The sequence below is a fragment of the Pseudomonas sp. AS2.8 genome (assembly GCF_014190935.1).
Taxonomy (GTDB): domain Bacteria; phylum Pseudomonadota; class Gammaproteobacteria; order Pseudomonadales; family Pseudomonadaceae; genus Chryseomonas.
Window position 1 is genome coordinate 235,086 of the sequence record NZ_JACHVV010000003.1, and the last position, 18,584, is coordinate 253,669.

16 protein-coding genes are annotated in these 18,584 nt (G+C 66.1%); 5 read left to right on the top strand and 11 right to left on the bottom strand.

Annotation, left to right across the window (positions count from 1 at the left end; all coding sequences use genetic code 11):
- Window positions 1-622 precede the first annotated feature (622 nt).
- The 3 genes from FHR73_RS13470 (at window position 623) to FHR73_RS13480 (ending at window position 3,787) form a co-directional block, all read left to right on the top strand.
- Window positions 623-1,330, top strand: coding sequence for a carbonic anhydrase (locus FHR73_RS13470; protein ID WP_133860378.1), 708 nt, complete (start codon window positions 623-625; stop codon window positions 1,328-1,330).
- Window positions 1,331-1,539: 209 nt separating this feature from the next.
- Window positions 1,540-3,099 (top strand): SulP family inorganic anion transporter, encoded by a 1,560-nt coding sequence (locus FHR73_RS13475; RefSeq protein ID WP_183631918.1) that lies wholly within the window; start codon window positions 1,540-1,542, stop codon window positions 3,097-3,099.
- A 412-nt stretch (window positions 3,100-3,511) separates the two neighbouring features.
- The gene (locus tag FHR73_RS13480) at window positions 3,512-3,787 is read left to right on the top strand and encodes an HU family DNA-binding protein (protein WP_017639309.1); all 276 of its coding nucleotides are present in this window, start codon (window positions 3,512-3,514) and stop codon (window positions 3,785-3,787) included.
- Between the two features lie 92 nt (window positions 3,788-3,879).
- Here the strand turns inward: FHR73_RS13480 and FHR73_RS13485 are convergent, their stop codons facing one another.
- Entirely contained in the window at window positions 3,880-4,047 is a 168-nt protein-coding gene (locus FHR73_RS13485) for a rubredoxin (protein ID WP_007161456.1), read from the bottom strand.
- 173 nt (window positions 4,048-4,220) lie between these two features.
- Between FHR73_RS13485 and FHR73_RS13490 the strand changes: the two genes are divergently transcribed.
- Entirely contained in the window at window positions 4,221-5,369 is a 1,149-nt protein-coding gene (locus FHR73_RS13490) for an MFS transporter (RefSeq protein WP_183632742.1), read from the top strand.
- 54 nt (window positions 5,370-5,423) lie between these two features.
- Here FHR73_RS13490 and FHR73_RS13495 read toward each other — a convergent pair whose 3' ends face one another.
- The 4 genes from FHR73_RS13495 to FHR73_RS13510 all read right to left on the bottom strand — a co-directional run bounded on the left by FHR73_RS13495 (window position 5,424) and on the right by FHR73_RS13510 (window position 8,774).
- Window positions 5,424-6,200 carry a MetQ/NlpA family ABC transporter substrate-binding protein gene (locus FHR73_RS13495; protein ID WP_068384577.1) on the bottom strand — a complete coding sequence of 259 codons (777 nt, stop codon included), beginning with the start codon at window positions 6,198-6,200 and terminating at the stop codon, window positions 5,424-5,426.
- A gap of 68 nt (window positions 6,201-6,268) precedes the next feature.
- Window positions 6,269-7,051: a MetQ/NlpA family ABC transporter substrate-binding protein gene (locus FHR73_RS13500; RefSeq protein ID WP_409258687.1), complete on the bottom strand. Its 783-nt coding sequence runs from the start codon at window positions 7,049-7,051 to the stop codon at window positions 6,269-6,271.
- Between the two features lie 50 nt (window positions 7,052-7,101).
- Complete coding sequence (locus FHR73_RS13505) at window positions 7,102-7,767, bottom strand: methionine ABC transporter permease (RefSeq protein WP_017639302.1); 666 nt, start codon at window positions 7,765-7,767, stop codon at window positions 7,102-7,104.
- Window positions 7,767-8,774, bottom strand: coding sequence for a methionine ABC transporter ATP-binding protein (locus FHR73_RS13510; RefSeq protein WP_183631922.1), 1,008 nt, complete (start codon window positions 8,772-8,774; stop codon window positions 7,767-7,769). The genes FHR73_RS13505 and FHR73_RS13510 overlap by 1 nt, the downstream gene beginning before the upstream one ends.
- 283 nt (window positions 8,775-9,057) lie before the next feature.
- Between FHR73_RS13510 and katE the strand changes: the two genes are divergently transcribed.
- On the top strand, window positions 9,058-11,187 hold the full coding sequence (gene katE, locus FHR73_RS13515) for a catalase HPII (protein ID WP_183631924.1): 2,130 nt from the start codon (window positions 9,058-9,060) through the stop codon (window positions 11,185-11,187).
- A 344-nt stretch (window positions 11,188-11,531) separates the two neighbouring features.
- Here katE and FHR73_RS13520 read toward each other — a convergent pair whose 3' ends face one another.
- The 6 genes from FHR73_RS13520 to glcF form a co-directional block, all read right to left on the bottom strand.
- Window positions 11,532-11,912, bottom strand: a complete 381-nt coding sequence (locus FHR73_RS13520) for a RidA family protein (protein WP_007161463.1) — start codon at window positions 11,910-11,912, stop codon at window positions 11,532-11,534.
- 217 nt (window positions 11,913-12,129) lie between these two features.
- Window positions 12,130-14,289: a bifunctional GTP diphosphokinase/guanosine-3',5'-bis pyrophosphate 3'-pyrophosphohydrolase gene (spoT, locus tag FHR73_RS13525; protein ID WP_183631926.1), complete on the bottom strand. Its 2,160-nt coding sequence runs from the start codon at window positions 14,287-14,289 to the stop codon at window positions 12,130-12,132.
- Between the two features lie 3 nt (window positions 14,290-14,292).
- Window positions 14,293-14,565, bottom strand: a complete 273-nt coding sequence (rpoZ, locus tag FHR73_RS13530; protein WP_007161465.1) for a DNA-directed RNA polymerase subunit omega — start codon at window positions 14,563-14,565, stop codon at window positions 14,293-14,295.
- A gap of 153 nt (window positions 14,566-14,718) precedes the next feature.
- Complete coding sequence (locus FHR73_RS13535) at window positions 14,719-16,893, bottom strand: malate synthase G (protein WP_183631928.1); 2,175 nt, start codon at window positions 16,891-16,893, stop codon at window positions 14,719-14,721.
- A 37-nt stretch (window positions 16,894-16,930) separates the two neighbouring features.
- The gene (locus FHR73_RS13540; protein WP_017639294.1) at window positions 16,931-17,335 is read right to left on the bottom strand and encodes a heme-binding protein; all 405 of its coding nucleotides are present in this window, start codon (window positions 17,333-17,335) and stop codon (window positions 16,931-16,933) included.
- Window positions 17,336-17,349: 14 nt separating this feature from the next.
- Entirely contained in the window at window positions 17,350-18,582 is a 1,233-nt protein-coding gene (glcF, locus tag FHR73_RS13545; RefSeq protein WP_183631929.1) for a glycolate oxidase subunit GlcF, read from the bottom strand.
- Window positions 18,583-18,584 lie beyond the last annotated feature (2 nt).

Here is an 18,584-nt window from a genome sequence, read left to right on the forward strand (position 1 = left end):
CCGCGAGCCACAGATCCTGAGGCCGGATATCGGCGTGGATCAGCCCCACCGCTATCGAGCAAAAGCGGCAAACCCTTGTCCTATAGGGCATCGGAGCTATTGAAAGGCTGGCGAAAGGTCTAGGCTGCGGCACTGTGCCGCAGATCACAGGCTGGAGGCAAAGTGGGCAAAAGACGCTCGATTTCCGCCAGCGGCATTGCGTTCACATTTTTGCACATCTCTCGCAAGCCACTGATCGCCAAGGAAATCTGTTCAGCTATCGCGATTCACGTTTTCTTCACGGGGAAAAGCGCGATTCGGCGCCTATATTCCGGCTTCGTGCCGATAAAAGGGCTAAAAGCGCTGATCGTGCGGCGATAATGGCGGGATGATCTCAGTATAAGTTTGAAATATCTTCTGCGTTGTCTGTCACGAGCTATTGTTTCAGCGTGGATTAAGGTTGTGGTCACCAGACTGGGTGACCGGGTGCCAGGACGCCGCCCGAAGACGCGATGGACCGCCAGACAATGAAGCCACCAGAGCCCGAGATGGCCGGGGCGTATCGAGGCGATGCCAGGGGGCGTCTAGCCACTAACCAGCGCTTGCCGCTGCCATTGCGTACTTGAGAAGAGGTCAGAAACAGATGAGCGACAACACGGATACCTTCGGCGCACCCGACGAGGCCCTCCTGCAACTGGTCGATGGTTTCAAGCGTTTCCGCCAGGATGTCTTTCCCGAACAGGAAGCGCTGTTCAAGAAACTCGCCAGTGCGCAGTCGCCCAAGGCCATGTTCATCACCTGCGCCGACTCGCGCATCGTCCCGGAACTGATCACCCAGAGTTCGCCGGGCGATCTGTTCGTGACCCGTAACGTCGGCAACGTGGTGCCCCCCTACGGCCAGATGAACGGCGGCGTCTCCACCGCCATCGAGTACGCGGTCGTGGCGCTGGGCGTCAAGCACATCATCATCTGCGGCCATTCCGACTGCGGCGCCATGAAAGCCGTGCTCAATCCCGATCCGCTGGAAAAGATGCCGACGGTAAAGGTCTGGCTGCGCCATGCCGAGGTCGCCCGTACCGTGGTCGAAGACCATGGCCATTGCGACTGCGGCCACGGCGGCACCCTGGGCTTCCTCACCGAGGAAAACGTGGTGGCCCAGCTGGTCCACCTGCGTACCCACCCCTCGGTGGCATCGCGTCTGGCCAGCGGTCAGCTGCAGATCCACGGCTGGGTCTATTCCATCGAGACCAGCGAGATCAAGGCGTACGATGCCCAGCAGGAGCGCTTCCTGCCCCTGGATGGCGAAAACATGCCGGTCGCCACCCCGCGTCCGCGCCTGCAACCGGCCTGATCCACGCGGCCAACCGGTTCGCCGGCTGGCCGCCCCGAGACGGGTCGCTCGACCCGTCTCCATAACAGCGCACTGCGCCGGACGACCCCACCTGGGGCTCCATCGGGATCGTCCACCCTAGCCGCTAGCCGCCTGAATCCCGAACCGTGTCATATGACGTGATATGACGCGCGGGAACCCTTTTTCCTAGTCGCTGGAGGACCAGGACCATGCTTGGCAATCAACAGACCCCGGGGCGCAACCTGTCGCGCGACGCCCTGGCCTCACTAGTAGTGTTTCTGGTCGCCCTGCCGCTGTGCATGGGGATCGCCATCGCCTCCGGCATGCCGCCGGCCAAGGGCATCATCACCGGCATCATCGGTGGCCTGGTGGTCGGCTTTCTCGCCGGCTCGCCGCTGCAGGTCAGCGGTCCGGCCGCCGGCCTGGTGGTGCTGGTGTTCGACCTGATCAACCGCCATGGCATCGAGGCGCTGGGCCCGGTACTGCTGCTCGCCGGCCTGCTGCAACTCATCGCCGGCTTCACCCGGCTGGGCGCCTGGTTCCGCGTCACCTCACCGGCGGTGGTCTACGGCATGCTTGCCGGCATCGGCATCCTCATCGTGCTCTCGCAACTGCACGTGATGCTGGACGCCAAACCGGCGGCCTCGGGTCTTTCCAACCTGCTGGCCTTCCCGGGCGCCGCCATCACCGCGGCGGGCCAGTGGAATGGAAGCGGCAGCGGCGCCCAGGCGGCGCTGATCGGCCTGCTGACCATCGCCAGCATGTGGCTGTGGGAGAAATTCCGCCCGCAGACGCTGCGCTTCCTGCCCGGCGCCCTGATCGGGGTGACCCTGGCGACCCTGGCCAGTCTCTGGCTGGCGCTGGACATCCGCCGCGTGGAAGTGCCCAACAACCTGGCCGACGCCATCGACTGGGTGACCTTCGCCGACCTCGGCATGCTGGCCAACGCCGAACTGGTGGTGGCCGCCCTGGCCCTGGCCTTCATCGCCAGCGCCGAGACCCTGCTCTCGGCCGCCGCGGTGGACCGCATGCACACCGGGCCGCGCTCGCACTTCGACCGCGAGCTGGGTGCCCAGGGCATCGGCAACCTGCTCTGCGGCGCCGTCGGCGCGCTGCCCATGACCGGCGTCATCGTGCGCAGCTCGGCCAATGTCCAGGCCGGCGCCACCAGTCGCGCCTCCACCATCTTCCACGGTCTCTGGCTGCTGGCCTTCGTCGCCGCCCTGCCCTTCGTGCTCAAGCTGGTGCCGGTGGCGAGCCTGGCCGGCGTGCTGGTGTTCACCGGTATCAAGCTGGCCGATCCCAAGTCGCTGACCGGACTCAAGCGCTATGGCCGGACCCCCATGATCATCTATGCCCTGACCGCACTGATGATCGTCGCTACCGATCTGCTGACCGGGGTGCTGGTGGGCTTTGGTCTGTCGATCGCCTTCCTTGCGATCAAGGCGGCCCAGCTCAAGGTCAGCCTCACCTATCGCGAGGACCAGCCGGACCAGGCCGATCTGCGCCTGGTGGGGGCCGCGACCTTCCTGCGCGTACCCCAGCTGACCAAGGTGCTGGAGCAGGTCAAGCCGGGCACCACCCTGCACGTGCCCCTGGAGCGGGTCTCCTATATCGACCATGCCTGCATGGAGCTGCTGGAGGACTGGGGACGGACCCAGGCCAGCAACGGCATGCGGCTGGTGATCGAGCCCAAGGCACTGGAGCGGCGCCTGGAAGGCCAGGTGCCGGCGGGTCAACCGGTCATGCCGACCCAGGCACCGGCCTGATCCGGGTGGCGGAGCAGCCAAGAGGCGCTCCGCCACGCTTCACCCAGTGCCAGGGTCCGCTGGCGGACGGCCAGACCGCCAGCACGATCGCTGATCGCGATACTGGCTTGCCAGAGCCTCGCGGGGCCAGGGTGCCATGCAAAGGCCACTCCATGAAGTGGACATTCTGTCCACAAAAAGCGCCTGAATTGACTGATAAATGTCCAAGTAGGCGTCGGTCATCCTACCAATGGCTAATAGTCTGCTAATTAACTTTCGCTCTTCTCGGGTTTGCCTTATAACGCTATCTGGTTCGACTTTTGTCGCACCAACGATCTTTGTGTCGGGCCACCCTCTATCTCGGGGGTAATCGCTTTGCCAGGAAAGCCATGCGACGCCCACACGGCTAAAAATGACCCCACGAGAGGTAGCTATGCGCAAGCCTGAATTGGCGACTGTGATCGCTGAAAAAGTCGGACTTCCGAAGGAACAAGCCAACGTCGTGCTGAACACGCTGTTGGATGAGATCGCTAATGCGCTGCACCGCAAGGACAGCGTTACCCTGGTCGGCTTCGGCACCTTCCTGCCGCGTCACCGCGGTGCCCGCATGGGGAAGAATCCCCAGACCGGCGAGCCGGTCAAGATTCGTGCGAGCAACACGGTGGCGTTCAAGCCCGGCAAGGCGCTGAAGGACAGCATCGAAGGCTGAGCATGAGGCGGCACGGATCGCCGCTGCAGCCAAAAGGCATCGCCCCTGCGATGCCTTTTTTGTGTCCGCGTGGAGGACGCGGAGCGGAGTGATCAGCCGATGGCGATCATTTCGAAGTCGCCCTTGCCCACGCCGCAATCCGGGCACAGCCAATCCTCGGGCACATCCTCCCAGCGCGTCCCCGGCGCGATGCCGTCGTCCGGCCAGCCCAGGGCTTCGTCATAGATATAGCCGCACACGATGCACTGCCATTTCCGCATTTTTGGTTATCTCCCAACCGGCTTCAGGTAGCGCGCACGCTACGCGAAAGCCCGGCAAAGGCCAACCGTACCGGAACCCCGGCGGATGCCCCGGGCTCCATAGCTGCTCTTTGCGGCTGTCCGTCATCCGCGTTCACAGCTAGGCTGCGTCCATGAATTCCTCGTCTCCGCCCATGCCCTGGGCCATCTATTTCGCAGTGCTGGGCAGCGTCATCAGCGTCGGCCTGGCCATCGGCCTGTCGATGCCACTGGTCTCGCTGCGACTGGAGGGCTGGGGCTATGGCAGTTTCGCCATCGGCGTCATGGCTGCCTCGCCGGCCCTCGGCATCCTCACCGGTGCCAGTCTCGCCGGGCGCCTGGCGGCGCGGATCGGCACGCCCCGGCTGATGCGGCTTTGCCTGATGAGCGGCGCCGCCTCGCTGATCCTGCTGTCGCTGCTGCCCAGCTATCCGCTGTGGCTGCTCCTGCGCCTGGCCCTGGGCGCCATCCTCACCCTGGTCTTCGTGCTCGGCGAAAGCTGGATGAACCAGGTCATCACCGATCGCTGGCGCGGCCGCCTGGTGGCGCTCTATGGCAGCAGCTATGCCCTGAGCCAGTTGGCCGGTCCACTGCTGCTGGGGGTGCTGGGGACCGAAGGCGACCAGGGCTTCTGGCTCGGCGCCCTGCTCATGCTCGGCGGCGCCACCCTGCTGCTCGGCCGCCAGGGTGCCCCGGCCGCCGGCGGCCACACCGCGGCCTGGCGAGCGCTGCTGGACTTCTGCCGCGGCGCCCCGGCCATCGCCTGGGCGGTGGCGCTGTTCGCCTGCTTCGAGGCGATGATCCTCACTCTGCTGCCGGTCTATGCCCTCAACCAGGGCTTCGGCCAGCAACTGGCCCTGTACATGGTCAGCGCCGTGGTGGTGGGCGATGCCCTGCTGCAGCTGCCGCTGGGTCTGCTCGCCGACCGCCTCTCGCGCCAGGGGCTGTTCCTCGGCTGCACCCTGGGCCTGCTGGCGGTGAGCCTGGCCCTGCCGCTGCTGCTGCACACCCCTGGTGTCTGGCCGCTGCTGGTGCTGTTCGGCGCCACCGCCGGCGGCCTCTTCACCCTGGCGCTGATCCTGGTCGGCGAACGCTATCGCGACGCCGAACTGGTCAGCGCCAATGCCTGCATCGCCCAGCTCTGGGGGCTCGGCTGCCTGGTCGGTCCGCTGGTCACCGGCGCCGCCAGCCAGTGGCTCACCGGTCACGCCCTGCCGCTGCTGATGGCAGCCGGCGCCGCGGTATTGCTGGTGATCGTCGGCCGCCGCGGCAGCGCGCCGGCGACGGTCGCCGAGGCGACCTGAGCGGGCCATGAAAAACGCCGGCACTAGGCCGGCGTCTTGTGTCTCGGGCAGCGCTTAGAACGCCGGTACCACGGCGCCCTTATACTTCTCTTCGATGAACTGTTTCACCGCCGGGGTGTTCAACGCCTTGGCTAGCTTCTGCACGGCATCGCTGTCCTTGTTGTCCGGACGGGCGACCAGGATGTTGGCATAGGGCGATTCCTTGCCTTCCAGCAGCAGGGCGTCCTGGGTCGGGTTGAGCTTGGCTTCCAGGGCGTAGTTGGTGTTGATCAGCGCCAGGTCGACCTGATTCAGCACGCGCGGCAGGGTCGCGGCTTCCAGCTCCTTGAACTTGAGCTGCTTGGGATTCTCGGCGATGTCCTTGGGCGTGGCGAGGATGTTGGCGCTGTCCTTGAGCTTGATCAGGCCGGCCTTTTCCAGCAGCAGCAGGGCGCGGCCGCCATTGGTGGCATCGCTGGGGATGGCCACGACGGCGCCTTCGCGGACTTCGTCGAGCTTCTTGATCTTCTGCGAGTAGATGCCGAAGGGCTCGACGTGCACCTGGGCGACGGTCACCAGGTCGGTGCCACGGCTCTTGTTGAATTCATCCAGGTAGGGCTGGTGCTGGAAGAAATTGGCGTCCAGGCGCTTCTGGGCCACCTGCAGGTTGGGCTGCACGTAGTCGGTGAAGACCTTGATCTGCAGGTCCACCCCTTCCTTGGCCAGCTGAGGTTTGACGAATTCGAGAATCTCGGCGTGGGGCACCGGGGTGGCGGCGACGCTGAGGGTCTCGGCGGCGTGGGCGGTCAGACTGGCGGCCAGCAGGGCGGCGGTGGCGAGCAATTTCTTCATGGCAGTTTCCTAAAGCGGGGTGGAACCGTCGGCGCCTCTGCGGGCGTCGACGGCGGTGGAGCTGCGGCTCAGAACGCGGGAACGACGGCGCCCTGGTACTTCTTCTCGATGAATTGCTTCACCTCGGGGGTGGTCAGGGCCTTGGCCAGCTTCTGGATGGCCGGGTCGTTGGCCTTGTCGGCGCGGGTGTAGAGCAGGTTGGCGTAGGGCGACTCGCCGCTCTCGATGAAGAGGGCGTCCTTGGTCGGCACCAGCTTGGCTTCCAGGGCGTAGTTGGCGTTGATCAGCGCCAGGTCGACCTGGTTCAGCACGCGCGGCAGGGTCGCGGCTTCCAGCTCCTTGAACTTCAGGTGCTTGGGATTCTCGACGATGTCACGCGGGGTGGCGGTGACGTTGCTCGGATCCTTGAGGGTGATCAGGCCCTGCTTGGCGATCAGCAGCAGCGCGCGACCGGAGTTGCTCGGATCGTTGGGGATGGCCACGGTGGCGCCGTCCTTGAGCTCCTTGATGTCCTTGATCTTCTGCGAATAGGCACCGAAGGGCTCGACGTGCACCGCCACCACCGGCACCTGGTCGCTGCTCGGGTTGCTCTTCTTGTAGCTGGCGTAATAGGGCTTGGTCTGGAAGTAGTTGGCATCCACCTGCTTCTGATCGGTCTGGCGATCGGGCTGGATGTAGTCGGTGAAGACCTTGATCTTCAGGTCCACGCCTTCCTTGGCCAGCTGCGGCTTGATGAATTCCAGGATCTCCGCATGGGGAACCGGATTGACCGCGACGGTCAGGGTCTCGGCGGCCTGGGCGGCGGTGGCGACACCCAGGCCGAAGGCCAGGGACAGCAGGGTACGTTTCAGCGACATCTGGATTTTCCTTGTGCAAAACCTTCGAGTGGATGAAGCCTGAATCAACGACGACTGAAATGGGCGACGAGGCGATCGCCGACCATCTGCAGTACCTGGACCAGCACCAGCAGCAAGAGCACCGTGACCACCATGACGTCGGTCTGGAAGCGCTGGTAGCCGAAACGGATGGCCAGATCGCCGAGGCCGCCGCCGCCGATCACCCCGGCCATGGCGGTGTAGGACACCAGGGCGATGGCGGTGACGGTGGTGGCCGCGATCAGCCCGGGCAGGGCCTCGGGCAACAGGGTGCGGGTGACGATCTGCCAGAGACTGGCGCCCATGGCCTGGGTCGCCTCGATGATGCCGCGGTCGACCTCGCGTAGGGCGGTCTCCACCAGCCGGGCGAAGAAGGGCGCGGCGCCCACCACCAGCGGCGGGATGGCGCCCTCGACGCCCAGGGAGGTGCCGATCAGCCAGACCGTGATGGGGATCATCAGGATCAGCAGGATGATGAAGGGCACCGAGCGCAGCACGTTGACCACGAAGGAGAGGATGCCGTAGACCAGCGGCTGCTCCAGCAGCTGGCGGCGGCTGGTGAGAAACAGCAGCACGCCCAGCGGCAGCCCGAGGATCAGGGTGAAGAGCATGGACCAGCCAAGCATGGCCAGGGTGTCCTGGGTCGCCTGCCAGATCTCGGCCCAGTCGATGTTGCTGAAGAGTTCGTCCATCAGCGCAGGACCTCCACGGTGACGTCGGCGGCCTGGAAGCGAGCCAGGGCGGCATCCAGGTCACCGCCCACCAGGGCGATGGTGAGCTGGCCATAGGGCTCGTCCCGGATGCGGTCGATGCGACCGCCGAGAATGCTGTAGTCCACACCGGTCTCCCGGGCGACGTGGCCCAGCAGCGGTGCATAGGTGGCTTCGCCGCGGAATGTCAGACGCAGGATGCGGCCTTCGACATGGGCATAGGCGGCGGCCAGGTCGGCTTCGTCCTGGTGCTCGGCCTCGAACACGAAGCGGCGGGTGGTGGGGTGCTGCGGGTGCAGGAAGACATCGGCGACGGTGCCCTGCTCCACCACGGCGCCGCCATCAAGCACGGCGACGCGATCGCAGACGCGGCGGATCACGTCCATCTCGTGGGTGATCAGCACGATGGTCAGGCCCAGCTCGCGATTGAGCTCGGCGAGCAGCTGCAGCACCTGGGCGGTGGTCTGGGGATCGAGGGCGCTGGTGGCCTCGTCGCAGAGCAGGATCTTCGGCTCGGTGGCCAGAGCGCGGGCGATGCCGACGCGCTGCTTCTGACCGCCGGAGAGTTGCGCCGGATACTTGCGCGCCTGGTCGGACAGGCCGACCCGCGCCAGCAGTTCCTCGACGCGCTGGGCGATCTGCGCCCGCGAGCGGCCGCCGGCCAGTTCCAGCGGCAGGGCCACATTGGCCGCCACGGTCTTGGACGAAAGCAGGTTGAAGTGCTGGAAGATCATGCCGATGCGGCGGCGGAAATCGCGCAGCTCGGTCGAGCCCAGGGTGGTGACCTCGGCGCCATCGACCTGCAGGCGGCCGCCAGTGGGAGCTTCGAGGCGATTGATCAGGCGCAGCAGGGTGCTCTTGCCGGCACCCGAATGGCCGATCAGGCCGAAGATCTCGCCGGCTTCGATCCTCAGGTCGACCGGCTGGAGCGCCGCGACCTCGCGACCGCGCGTGCGGTACGTCTTGTGGACAGCGTGGAATTCGATCAATGGAAAAACCTTGTGGGTATCGTCAGACAACTGGAGGGTGATCCAGCCGCGCAGTTTAACGCGCGCGCTTATATCTGCTTAGCACTTGTTGTCGGGTATTAAGCCAATAAAGGCATATGGCCAGTCCCGCGCCGGGACTTCCCTGGGGGACAGCCCGTCGCTTCGCATCAGCCAAGCGGAACACCGGCTCTGGGCTGCGAGTCACTAGAAGACTGCCTGAATTTGCCCCACATTCCGTAGGGGACGCAAAGAGCGCCCTCCAGGCGCCTGATGAGGACTTTCCATGGCTACGCCCCCCAAGAGTGAACTCGCCGGTACCGATACCCTGGATCGCCAGAACACCTCGAAGAAGATCGAGCAACTGGAGCAATTCCGTTCCGATGCCACCGGCCAGGCACTGCGTACCAATCACGGCGTGAAGATCGCCGACAACCAGAACTCGCTGCGCGCCGGCACCCGCGGACCTTCCCTGCTCGAAGACTTCATCATGCGGGAGAAGATTACCCACTTCGACCACGAGCGCATCCCCGAGCGCATCGTCCACGCCCGCGGCACCGGTGCCTATGGCTATTTCCAGCCCTACCAGGACTGGTCGGACCTGACCAAGGCCGCCCTCTTCCGCGACCCCAATCACCAGACGCCGGTGTTCGTGCGCTTCTCCACCGTGCAGGGCCCGCGCGGCTCCGGTGACAGCGTGCGCGACGTGCGCGGCTTCGCCATCAAGTTCTACACCGAGGAAGGCAACTGGGACATGGTCGGCAACAACATGCCGGTCTTCTTCATCCAGGACGCCATCAAGTTTCCCGACTTCGTCCATGCGGTGAAGCCCGAGCCGCACAACGAGATCCCCACCGGCGGCAGCGCCCACGACACCTTCTGGGACTTCGTTTCCCTGGTGCCCGAGTCGGCGCACATGGTGCTCTGGACCATGACCGACCGCGCCATCCCGGTGAACCTGCGCAGCATCCAGGGTTTCGGCATCCACACCTTCCGCATGATCAACACCGCCGGCAAGGGCGTCTTCATCAAGATCCACCTGAAACCCGCCGGTGGCGTGCGTTCCTTGGTGTGGGACGAAGCCCAGAAGTTGGCCGGCAAGGACACCGACGCCCACCGGCGCGACCTCTGGGAAGCCATCGAGGCCGGCGACTATCCCGAGTGGGAATTCGGCGTGCAGATCATCCCCGAGGAAGACGAGCACAAGTTCGACTGGGACATCCTCGACGCCACCAAGATCATCCCCGAGGAGCTGGTGCCCATCACCCCGCTGGGCAAGCTGGTGCTCAATCGCAACCCGGACAACTACTTTGCCGAGACCGAGCAGGTGGCCTTCTGTCCCGGCCACGTCGTGCCCGGCATCGACTTCAGCAACGACCCCCTGCTGCAGGGTCGGCTGTTCTCCTACACCGACACCCAGATCAGCCGTCTCGGCGGACCGAACTTCCACGAGCTGCCGGTCAACCGTCCGGTGGTGCCGAACCACAACGGCCAGCGCGACGCCAAGTACCGCATGACCATCGACAAGGGGCGCGCCTCCTACGAGCCCAACTCCATCGATGGCGGCTGGCCCAAGGAAACCCCGCCGGCGCCCCAGGATGGCGGTTTCGAGAGCTACTACGAGCGCATCGACGGTCACAAGGTGCGCGAGCGCAGCGAGACCTTCGGCGACCACTTCTCCCAGGCCACGCTGTTCTACAACAGCCTGTCGGAAGCCGAACAGTCCCACGTTGCCGACGCCTACAGCTTCGAGCTGGGCAAGGTCGAGCGGATGTGGATCCGCGAGCGGCAGGTCAACGAGATCCTCGCCAACATCGATCTGGAACTGGCGCAGAAGGTCGCCAAGAAGATCGGCGTGACCCCGCCCACCGCGCCCACCGTGCAGCCGCGCAAGGTGTCCATCGACAAGTCGCCGGCGCTGAGCCAGCTCAACCTGCTGTCCGGCAACATCAAGGGCTTCAAGGTGGCGGTACTGGTGGGTGACGGCGTCATCGCCAGCGAAGTGGACGCCATCAAGCAGGCGCTCAAGGCTGAAGGCGCCCATGTGAAGGTGCTCGGCCCCACCGCCGGCCCGGTCAAGGCCGCCGACGGCAGCGAAGTGGCCGTGGATGGCTCGGCCGAGGGCATGCCTTCGGTGGCGCTGGACGCGGTCTATGTGCCGGGCGGCGCCGAGAGCGTCAAGGCCATGCTCGACGACGGCGTGATCAAGCATTACCTGCTGGAAGCCTACAAGCACCTCAAGGCCATCGCCCTCACCGGCGAAGCCGAGCAGTTGCTCAAGGCGGTCTATCTGAGCCCCGACGAAGCGCTGCTGACCGGCGGCGACTTCAAGGCGGTACAGCAGGACTTCTTCGCCGCCATCGCCAAGCACCGTTGCTGGGCGCGGATGCCGAAGATCAAGTCCATCCCGGCCTGATCACACGGGCATAAAAAAGCCGACCGTCGCGAGACGGTCGGCTTTTTTCGTTTGGAGCCGTCGCACTCCTCCGACGCGGCCGCGATGGCTCCGTAGGTTGGGCTGAGACGGCTCCATCGTCGAAGCCCAACAGGCCGAGCCATCAGCGCTTTGTTGTTGGGCTTCGCTACGCTCAACCCAACCTACGGCCACCCACCGCCTCGGCAAGCCACCGCTGCAACCGTGATGCCCCGTAGGTTGGGTTGAGACGGCTCCATCGTCGAAGCCCAACAGGCCGAGCCATCAGGGCTCCCTGTCGTTGGGCTTCGCTGCGCTCAACCCAACCTACGGATTCTGCGCCGGGATCAACCCAGCACCAGCACTCCGTCCATTTCCACCTGGGAGCCCTTCGGCAGGGCTGCCACGCCGATGGCGGCGCGCGCGGGATAGGGCTGCTGGAAGTAGCGACCCATGATCTCGTTGACGGTGGCGAAGTGGGCAAGGTCGATCAGAAAGATGTTCAGCTTGACGATGTCGGCCAGCGAACCGCCCGCGGCTTCGGCGACGGACTTGAGGTTTTCGAAGACCTGGACCACCTGGGCCTCGAAGCCGTCCACCAGCTCCATGCTGGTCGGGTTGAGCGGGATCTGCCCGGAGAGATAGACGGTGTCACCGACCTTGATCGCCTGGGAATAGGTGCCAATGGCGGCGGGCGCCTTGTCGGTGTGGATCACTTGCTTGCTCATGGGTCGCTCCTGTGCGGGAAAGGCCCGATTCTGCAAGCCGGTGGCGATCCGCTGCAACCTCAGAACCTGTTCACGATCGCGCGAGCTAGAGACAAACAAGGCGAAAATGCCTGAGGAAGCGGAGTTTACGAGTGGTAATAAGCATTCCGACCGGGCTGGCGACCCAGGGCATTTTCAACGCCGTCTGGCCGACGCGCAGCAGATCGTGAGCAGGTTCTCAGCTGCGAACCCGAGTAATACCGGCCACGCCCTTGAGCGTCCGCAGCTTCTTGATCACCCGCGCCAGGTGCACGCGATCGCGCACGCTGACCACCAGCTGGACCACGCTGACCCGGCCGTCGCGCTCGTTCATGCCGATCTTCTCGACGTTGGCGTCCGCGGCGGTGACGTTGTTGGCCAGCATGGCGATCAGGCCACGCTGGTGCTCCAGCTGGACACGCAACTCGACGCTGAATTCGCCGGTGACGTCCTTGGCCCAGTTGAGCACGATGCACTTTTCGCTGTTGTGCCGGAATTCGGCGATGTTCCGACAGTTTTCCAGGTGGATCACCATGCCCTTACCGGCTGACAGGTGGCCGATGATGGGGTCACCCGGAATCGGCGTGCAGCACTTGGCGTAGCTGATCACCAGGCCTTCGGAACCGCGGATGGCCAGCGGCCCCTGCGGCGTGGTGCCGGGCTGCGGCTCCAGCGGCTCTTCCTGCTCGCTGCCGGACACCAGGCGCCGCGCCACTACGTAGGCCATGCGATTGCCCAGGCCGATCTCTTCGAGCAGGTCTTCCAGCACCACGCCCTTGTACTCGCCCAGTACCGAGAGGATGCGCATCGGCGAGATCTTCGACAGCTGGGTGCCGAAGCCGGACAGCGCCTTGTTCAGCAGGCGCTCGCCAAGGCTGATGGACTCGGAACGACGCTGCTGCTTGAGCGCGTGGCGGATGTTGGTGCGCGCCTTGCCGGTGACCACGAAGTTGAGCCAGGCCGGATTGGGCCGGGCGCCGGGCGCGGTGACGATCTCCACCGTCTCGCCGCTGCCCAGCGGCTGCGACAGCGGCGCCAGGCGACGATTGATGCGGCAGGCGATGCAGCTGTTGCCCACGTCGGTGTGCACCGCATAGGCGAAGTCCACGGCCGTGGAGCCCTTGGGCAGCTCCATGATGCGACCCTTGGGGGTGAAGACGTAAACCTCGTCGGGGAAGAGGTCGATCTTCACGTTCTCGATGAATTCCAGGGAGTTGCCCGCGCGCTGCTGCAACTCGAGAATGCCCTTCACCCACTGGCGGGCGCGCAGGTGGCTGGCGCGCGGCTCGTCGCCGCCGGCCTTGTACAGACCATGGGCGGCGATGCCGTTGTTGGCCATCTCTTCCATCTCGCGGGTGCGGATCTGGATCTCGATGGGCACGCCGTGCATGCCGAACAGGGTGGTGTGCAGGGACTGGTAGCCGTTGGCCTTGGGGATGGCGATGTAGTCCTTGAAGCGCCCCGGGAACGGCTTGTAGAGATTGTGCACCGCGCCGAGCACCCGGTAGCAGGTGTCGACCTTGTCGACGATGATGCGGAAGCCGTAGACGTCCATGATCTCGTTGAACGACTTACGCTTGCCGCGCATCTTCTGGTAGATGCTGTGCAGGTGCTTTTCGCGCCCGACCACCTCGCCGTCCAGGCCATCACGGGCCAGGCAGTTGGCCAGGGATTCCTGGATCTTGCCGAGGATCTCGCGGCGATTGCCCCGCGCGGTCTTGACCGCCCGCTGGATGCGTTCGGCGCGCATCGGGTGCATGGCGCGGAAACCCAGGTCCTCGAATTCCACGTAGAAATCGTGCATGCCCAGCCGGTTGGCGATGGGCGCGTAGATTTCCAGGGTTTCCTTGGCGATGCGCCGGCTCTTGTCCGGCGGCATGGCGTCCAGGGTGCGCATGTTGTGCAGCCGGTCGGCCAGCTTGACCAGGATGACGCGGATGTCCTTGGACATCGCCATGGTCATCTTCTGGAAGTTCTCCGCCTGGGCCTCGGCCTTGGTCTCGAACTTCATCTGGGTCAGCTTGCTGACCCCGTCCACCAGCTCCGCCACCGTTTCGCCGAACTGGGCGACCAGGGCTTCCTTGGCGATGCCGGTGTCCTCGATCACGTCGTGCAGCATGGCCGCCATCAGGCTCTGATGGTCCATGTGCATGTCGGCGAGGATGTTGGCGACGGCCAGCGGATGGGTGACATAGGGCTCGCCGCTGCGGCGGCGCTGCCCATCGTGAGCCTGCTCGGCGTAGTAGTAGGCCCGCCTGACCAGGTTGACCTGGTCGGGGGTCAGGTAGTCCGCCAGACGCTCGGCCAGCAGATCGATGCCGGTCGGGCGGACGTCACCATACGCAGGCTCGGCGGCCATGGCTTAGAGGGCCTCGCCGTCCGCTTCTTCGTTGACTTCGAAAGCGGCAAACAGCGGCTCTTCTTCGACGATGTCGTCCAGACGGATGACTTCCTCGTCGACCAGGCCTTCGGCGATCTCGCGCAGGGCGACGACGGTGGGCTTGTCGTTGTCCCACGGTACCTTGGGCTCCTTGCCGCCGGTGGCCAGCTGGCGCGAGCGCTTGGTGGCGAGCATGACCAGCTCGAATCGGTTGTCTACGTTGTCCAGGCAGTCTTCGACAGTAACGCGGGCCATGGTCTTCCTCGTGGCGATGATGATCCCGGGAACGGGGGACCCGATAGTATAAAAATTCGCCAGTGGCAAGGGAAGAGGCGGTGGTCGGAGGACCACCGGCACCTCACCTGGGGAAGCGGCTCCCGCCCGCGGCGGACGGGAGCCCTGGCCGGATCAGGCGCCGGCTTTCTTCTTCAGGCGCCAGGCGTGCAGCAGCGGCTCGGTGTAGCCGCTGGGCTGCTCGCGGCCCTTGAAGATGAGGTCGCGGGCGGCGCGGTAGGCGTAGGAGCTGTCGAAGTGGCCGGCCATGGGCTCGTAGAGGGCATCGCCGGCGTTCTGGCCGTCGACCACCTTGGCCATGCGCTGCAGCGTCTCGTCCACCTGCTCGGCGGTTACCACGCCGTGGTGCAGCCAGTTGGCGATGTGCTGGCTGGAGATGCGCAGGGTGGCGCGGTCTTCCATCAGGCCGACGTCATGGATGTCGGGCACCTTGGAGCAGCCGACGCCCTGGTCGACCCAGCGCACCACGTAGCCGAGGATGCCCTGGCAGTTGTTGTCCAGTTCCTGCTGGATGGCCTCGGCGGACCAGTCCGGCGACTCGGCCACCGGCACGCTGAGCAGGCCGGCGAGCAATTCGCCGCGGGCGGCGTCGACGTCGCTGCGTTCCAGCTCCTGCTGTACCTGCTGGACGTTGACCTGGTGGTAATGCAGCGCGTGCAGCACGGCGGCGGTGGGCGACGGCACCCAGGCGGTGTTGGCGCCGGCCTTGGGATGGCCGATCTTCTGCTCCAGCATGGCCGCCATCAAATCCGGCATGGCCCACATGCCCTTGCCGATCTGCGCCTTGCCGCGCAGGCCGCAGGCCAGGCCCACCAGCACGTTGTTGCGCTCGTAGGCGGTGATCCACCTGGAGGTCTTCATGTCGCCCTTGCGCAGCATGGGCCCGGCCAGCATGGCGGTGTGCATCTCGTCGCCGGTGCGGTCGAGGAAGCCGGTGTTGATGAAGGCTACCCGCGCGGCGGCGGCGGCGATGCAGGCCTTGAGGTTGACGCTGGTGCGGCGCTCCTCGTCCATGATGCCCAGCTTGACGGTGTTGGCCGGCAGCCCCAGCAGGGACTCGACGCGGTCGAACAGCTGGACGGCGAAGGCCACCTCGGTCGGGCCGTGCATCTTGGGTTTGACGATGTACACCGAACCGCTGCGGGAATTGCCCTGGCGCTTGAGGTCGTGCATGGCGATGGTCACGGTGACCAGGGCGTCGAGGATGCCCTCGGGGATCTCGCGGCCGTCTTCCAGCAGCACCGCCGGATTGGTCATCAGGTGGCCGACGTTGCGGATGAACAGCAGCGAGCGCCCGTGCAGGCTCAGCGGCTGGCCGTCGGCGCCCTGGTACTGGCGATCGGGATTGAGGCGGCGGGTAAAGGTCTCGCCGCCCTTGCTGACCTCCTCAACCAGGTCGCCCTTCATCAGGCCCAGCCAGTTGCGATAGGCCAGGACCTTGTCGGCGGCGTCCACCGCGGCGATGGAGTCTTCCAGGTCCATGATGGTGCTGACCGCGGCTTCCATCAGCAGGTCCTTGACCCCGGCGGCGTCGGTCTTGCCGATGGCGCTGTCGCGGTCGATCTGGATCTCCAGGTGCAGGCCGTTATGGCGCAGCAGCACCGCGGACGGATCGGCGGCCTCGCCCTGGAAGCCGACGAAGGCGGCCGGATCGGCCAGTTCGCTGGTGCCGTTCCTGAGGTCCACCACCAGGCGACCGTCCTGGATGCGGTAGGCGGTGGCGTCCTTGTGCGAGCCACTGGCCAGGGGTGCCACGCCGTCCAGCACCTGGCGGGCGAAGGCCACCACCTTGGCACCGCGGGTGGGGTTGTAGCCCTTGCCGCGCTCGGCGCCGTCGCTCTCGGACAGGGCGTCGGTGCCATAGAGGGCGTCGTACAGCGAACCCCAGCGCGCGTTGGCGGCGTTTAGGGCGTAGCGGGCGTTGAGCACCGGCACCACCAGCTGCGGACCGGCCTGCTCGGCGATCTCGCGGTCGACACCGGCCGTCGAGGCCTGCACCTGGCCGGGGACCGGTTGCAGATAGCCGATGCCTTCCAGAAAGCTCTGGTAGGCGGCCAGATCGGTGACCGGGCCGGGATGGGCGCTGTGCCAGTTGTCCAGCTCGACCTGCAGGCGATCACGCTCGGCCAGCAGTTCGCGATTGCGCGGTGCCAGCTCGTGCACCAGGGTGTCCACGCCCGACCAGAAGGCGGCGGTGTCGAGTCCGGTGCCGGGCAGCACCTCCTCGTCGATGAAACGCTGCAGCTCGGTGGCCACCTGCAGGCGGCCCAGGGTAGTGCGGTCGGTCATGATGGCTTTCCTTGGTAACGAAAATGTCGAGAGAGGGTTAACCCAGCGCGGCGATGGCGGCTTTCGCGACCTGCGCATCTTCCGGCGCCTTGACGCCGGAGACGCCGACCGCGCCCACCACCTGGCCGTCCACCAGGATGGGCACCCCGCCTTCGAGCATGCCCTGCATCAGCGGCGCGCTGAGAAAGGCGGTGCGGCCGTTGTTGATCATCTCTTCCAGCACCTTGGACTCCTTGCGCGCCAGGGCGGCGCTGCGCGCCTTTTCCGGGGCAATGTAGGCGCTGTTGGGCGCGGCGCCATCGAGGCGCAGCAGGGCCAGCGGGTGGCCGCCGTCATCGGCCACGGCGATGCACACGGCCCAGCCCTGGCGCTCGGCTTCGGCGCGACCGGCGGCCAGCAGGGTGTCGATCTCGGCAAGGGTGAGCACGGCTTTGGTCTTCATGGGGCCTCCAGGGTTCAGGGTTGGGTCGGAGCGGCCAGGGCCGCGTCGAGGATTTCGATCCAGTGGCGCACCGGGGTACGCCCGGCGCCGTCGAGATGGCTCTGGCAGCCGATGTTGGCGGTGGCGATCACCTCGGGGTGACCGCTCTCCAGGGCGTCGAGCTTGGCGTCGCGCAGCCGCCGCGACAAGTCCGGCTGGGTCAGCGAATAGGTGCCGGCCGAGCCGCAGCAGAGGTGGCCGTCGGGCACCGGCGCCAGCGGAAAGCCGAGGCGCTGCAGGACGCCTTCCACGGCGCCACCCAGGCGCTGGGCGTGCTGCAGGGTGCAGGGACAGTGGAAGGCCAGTCGCGGGGTGTCCTTCAGCTGCAGCTCTTCCAGCGGCAGCTCGCGCAGCACCTCCACCAGGTCGCGGGTGCGCGCCGAGACTTCACGCGCCTTGGCCGCATAGGCCGGATCGTCCTTGAGCAGGCTGGCGTACTCCTTGACGAAGGCGCCGCAGCCGCTGGCGGTCTGGATGATGGCTTCGGCACCGTCCTGCAGCGCCGGCCACCAGGCGTCGATATTGCGCCGGGCACGATCGAGGCCGGCTTCCTGGGCATTGAGGTGGTAGTCCACCGCGCCACAGCAGCCGGCGCGGGGCGCGGCCTCCAGGCTGATGCCGAGGCGATCCAGCACCCGCGCGGTGGCGGCATTGGTGTTGGGCGACAGCCCCGGCTGCACGCAGCCTTCGAGGATCAGCATGCGCCGCGCGTGGCGTGGTGCCGGACGCACGCCCGGGGCGGCGATGCGCGCCGGCAGCTTGGCCTGGACGCCTGCCGGCAGCAGCGGCTTCAGTGCCTGGCCGCCTTTCAGCAGCGCCCCGAACAGGCGCGGCTGCGGCAGCACCTGGCGCAGCCCGGCGCGCAGCAGCCGCTGGCCCAGCGGGCGCGGTACCCGGCGCTCCACCTCGGCGCGGCCGATGTCGAGCAATTCGTGATAGGAGACGCCCGAGGGACAGGTGGTCTCGCAGTTGCGGCAGGTCAGGCAGCGGTCGAGGTGCTCGCGGGTCTTTTCGCTGACCTCGCCGCCTTCGAGCATGCCCTTGATCAGGTAGATACGCCCGCGCGGGCCGTCCAGCTCGTCGCCGAGCAACTGGTAGGTCGGGCAGGTGGCGTTGCAGAAGCCGCAGTGCACGCAGCTGCGCAGCACCCGCTCGGCATCGGCGGCGCGGGGCAGTTCGCGGGCGGCGGGACTCAGATTGGTTTGCATGA

Coding starts and splice junctions, on each gene's coding strand:
- FHR73_RS13475 (WP_183631918.1), top strand. CDS start 1,540: ATGCTTGGCAATCAACAGACCCCGGGGCGCAACCTGTCGCGCGACGCC.
- FHR73_RS13520 (WP_007161463.1), bottom strand. CDS start 11,912: ATGAGCAAGCAAGTGATCCACACCGACAAGGCGCCCGCCGCCATTGGC.
- katE (WP_183631924.1), top strand. CDS start 9,058: ATGGCTACGCCCCCCAAGAGTGAACTCGCCGGTACCGATACCCTGGAT.
- FHR73_RS13535 (WP_183631928.1), bottom strand. CDS start 16,893: ATGACCGACCGCACTACCCTGGGCCGCCTGCAGGTGGCCACCGAGCTG.
- FHR73_RS13470 (WP_133860378.1), top strand. CDS start 623: ATGAGCGACAACACGGATACCTTCGGCGCACCCGACGAGGCCCTCCTG.
- FHR73_RS13480 (WP_017639309.1), top strand. CDS start 3,512: ATGCGCAAGCCTGAATTGGCGACTGTGATCGCTGAAAAAGTCGGACTT.
- glcF (WP_183631929.1), bottom strand. CDS start 18,582: ATGCAAACCAATCTGAGTCCCGCCGCCCGCGAACTGCCCCGCGCCGCC.
- rpoZ (WP_007161465.1), bottom strand. CDS start 14,565: ATGGCCCGCGTTACTGTCGAAGACTGCCTGGACAACGTAGACAACCGA.
- FHR73_RS13505 (WP_017639302.1), bottom strand. CDS start 7,767: ATGGACGAACTCTTCAGCAACATCGACTGGGCCGAGATCTGGCAGGCG.
- spoT (WP_183631926.1), bottom strand. CDS start 14,289: ATGGCCGCCGAGCCTGCGTATGGTGACGTCCGCCCGACCGGCATCGAT.
- FHR73_RS13540 (WP_017639294.1), bottom strand. CDS start 17,335: ATGAAGACCAAAGCCGTGCTCACCCTTGCCGAGATCGACACCCTGCTG.
- FHR73_RS13485 (WP_007161456.1), bottom strand. CDS start 4,047: ATGCGGAAATGGCAGTGCATCGTGTGCGGCTATATCTATGACGAAGCC.
- FHR73_RS13490 (WP_183632742.1), top strand. CDS start 4,221: ATGCCCTGGGCCATCTATTTCGCAGTGCTGGGCAGCGTCATCAGCGTC.
- FHR73_RS13495 (WP_068384577.1), bottom strand. CDS start 6,200: ATGAAGAAATTGCTCGCCACCGCCGCCCTGCTGGCCGCCAGTCTGACC.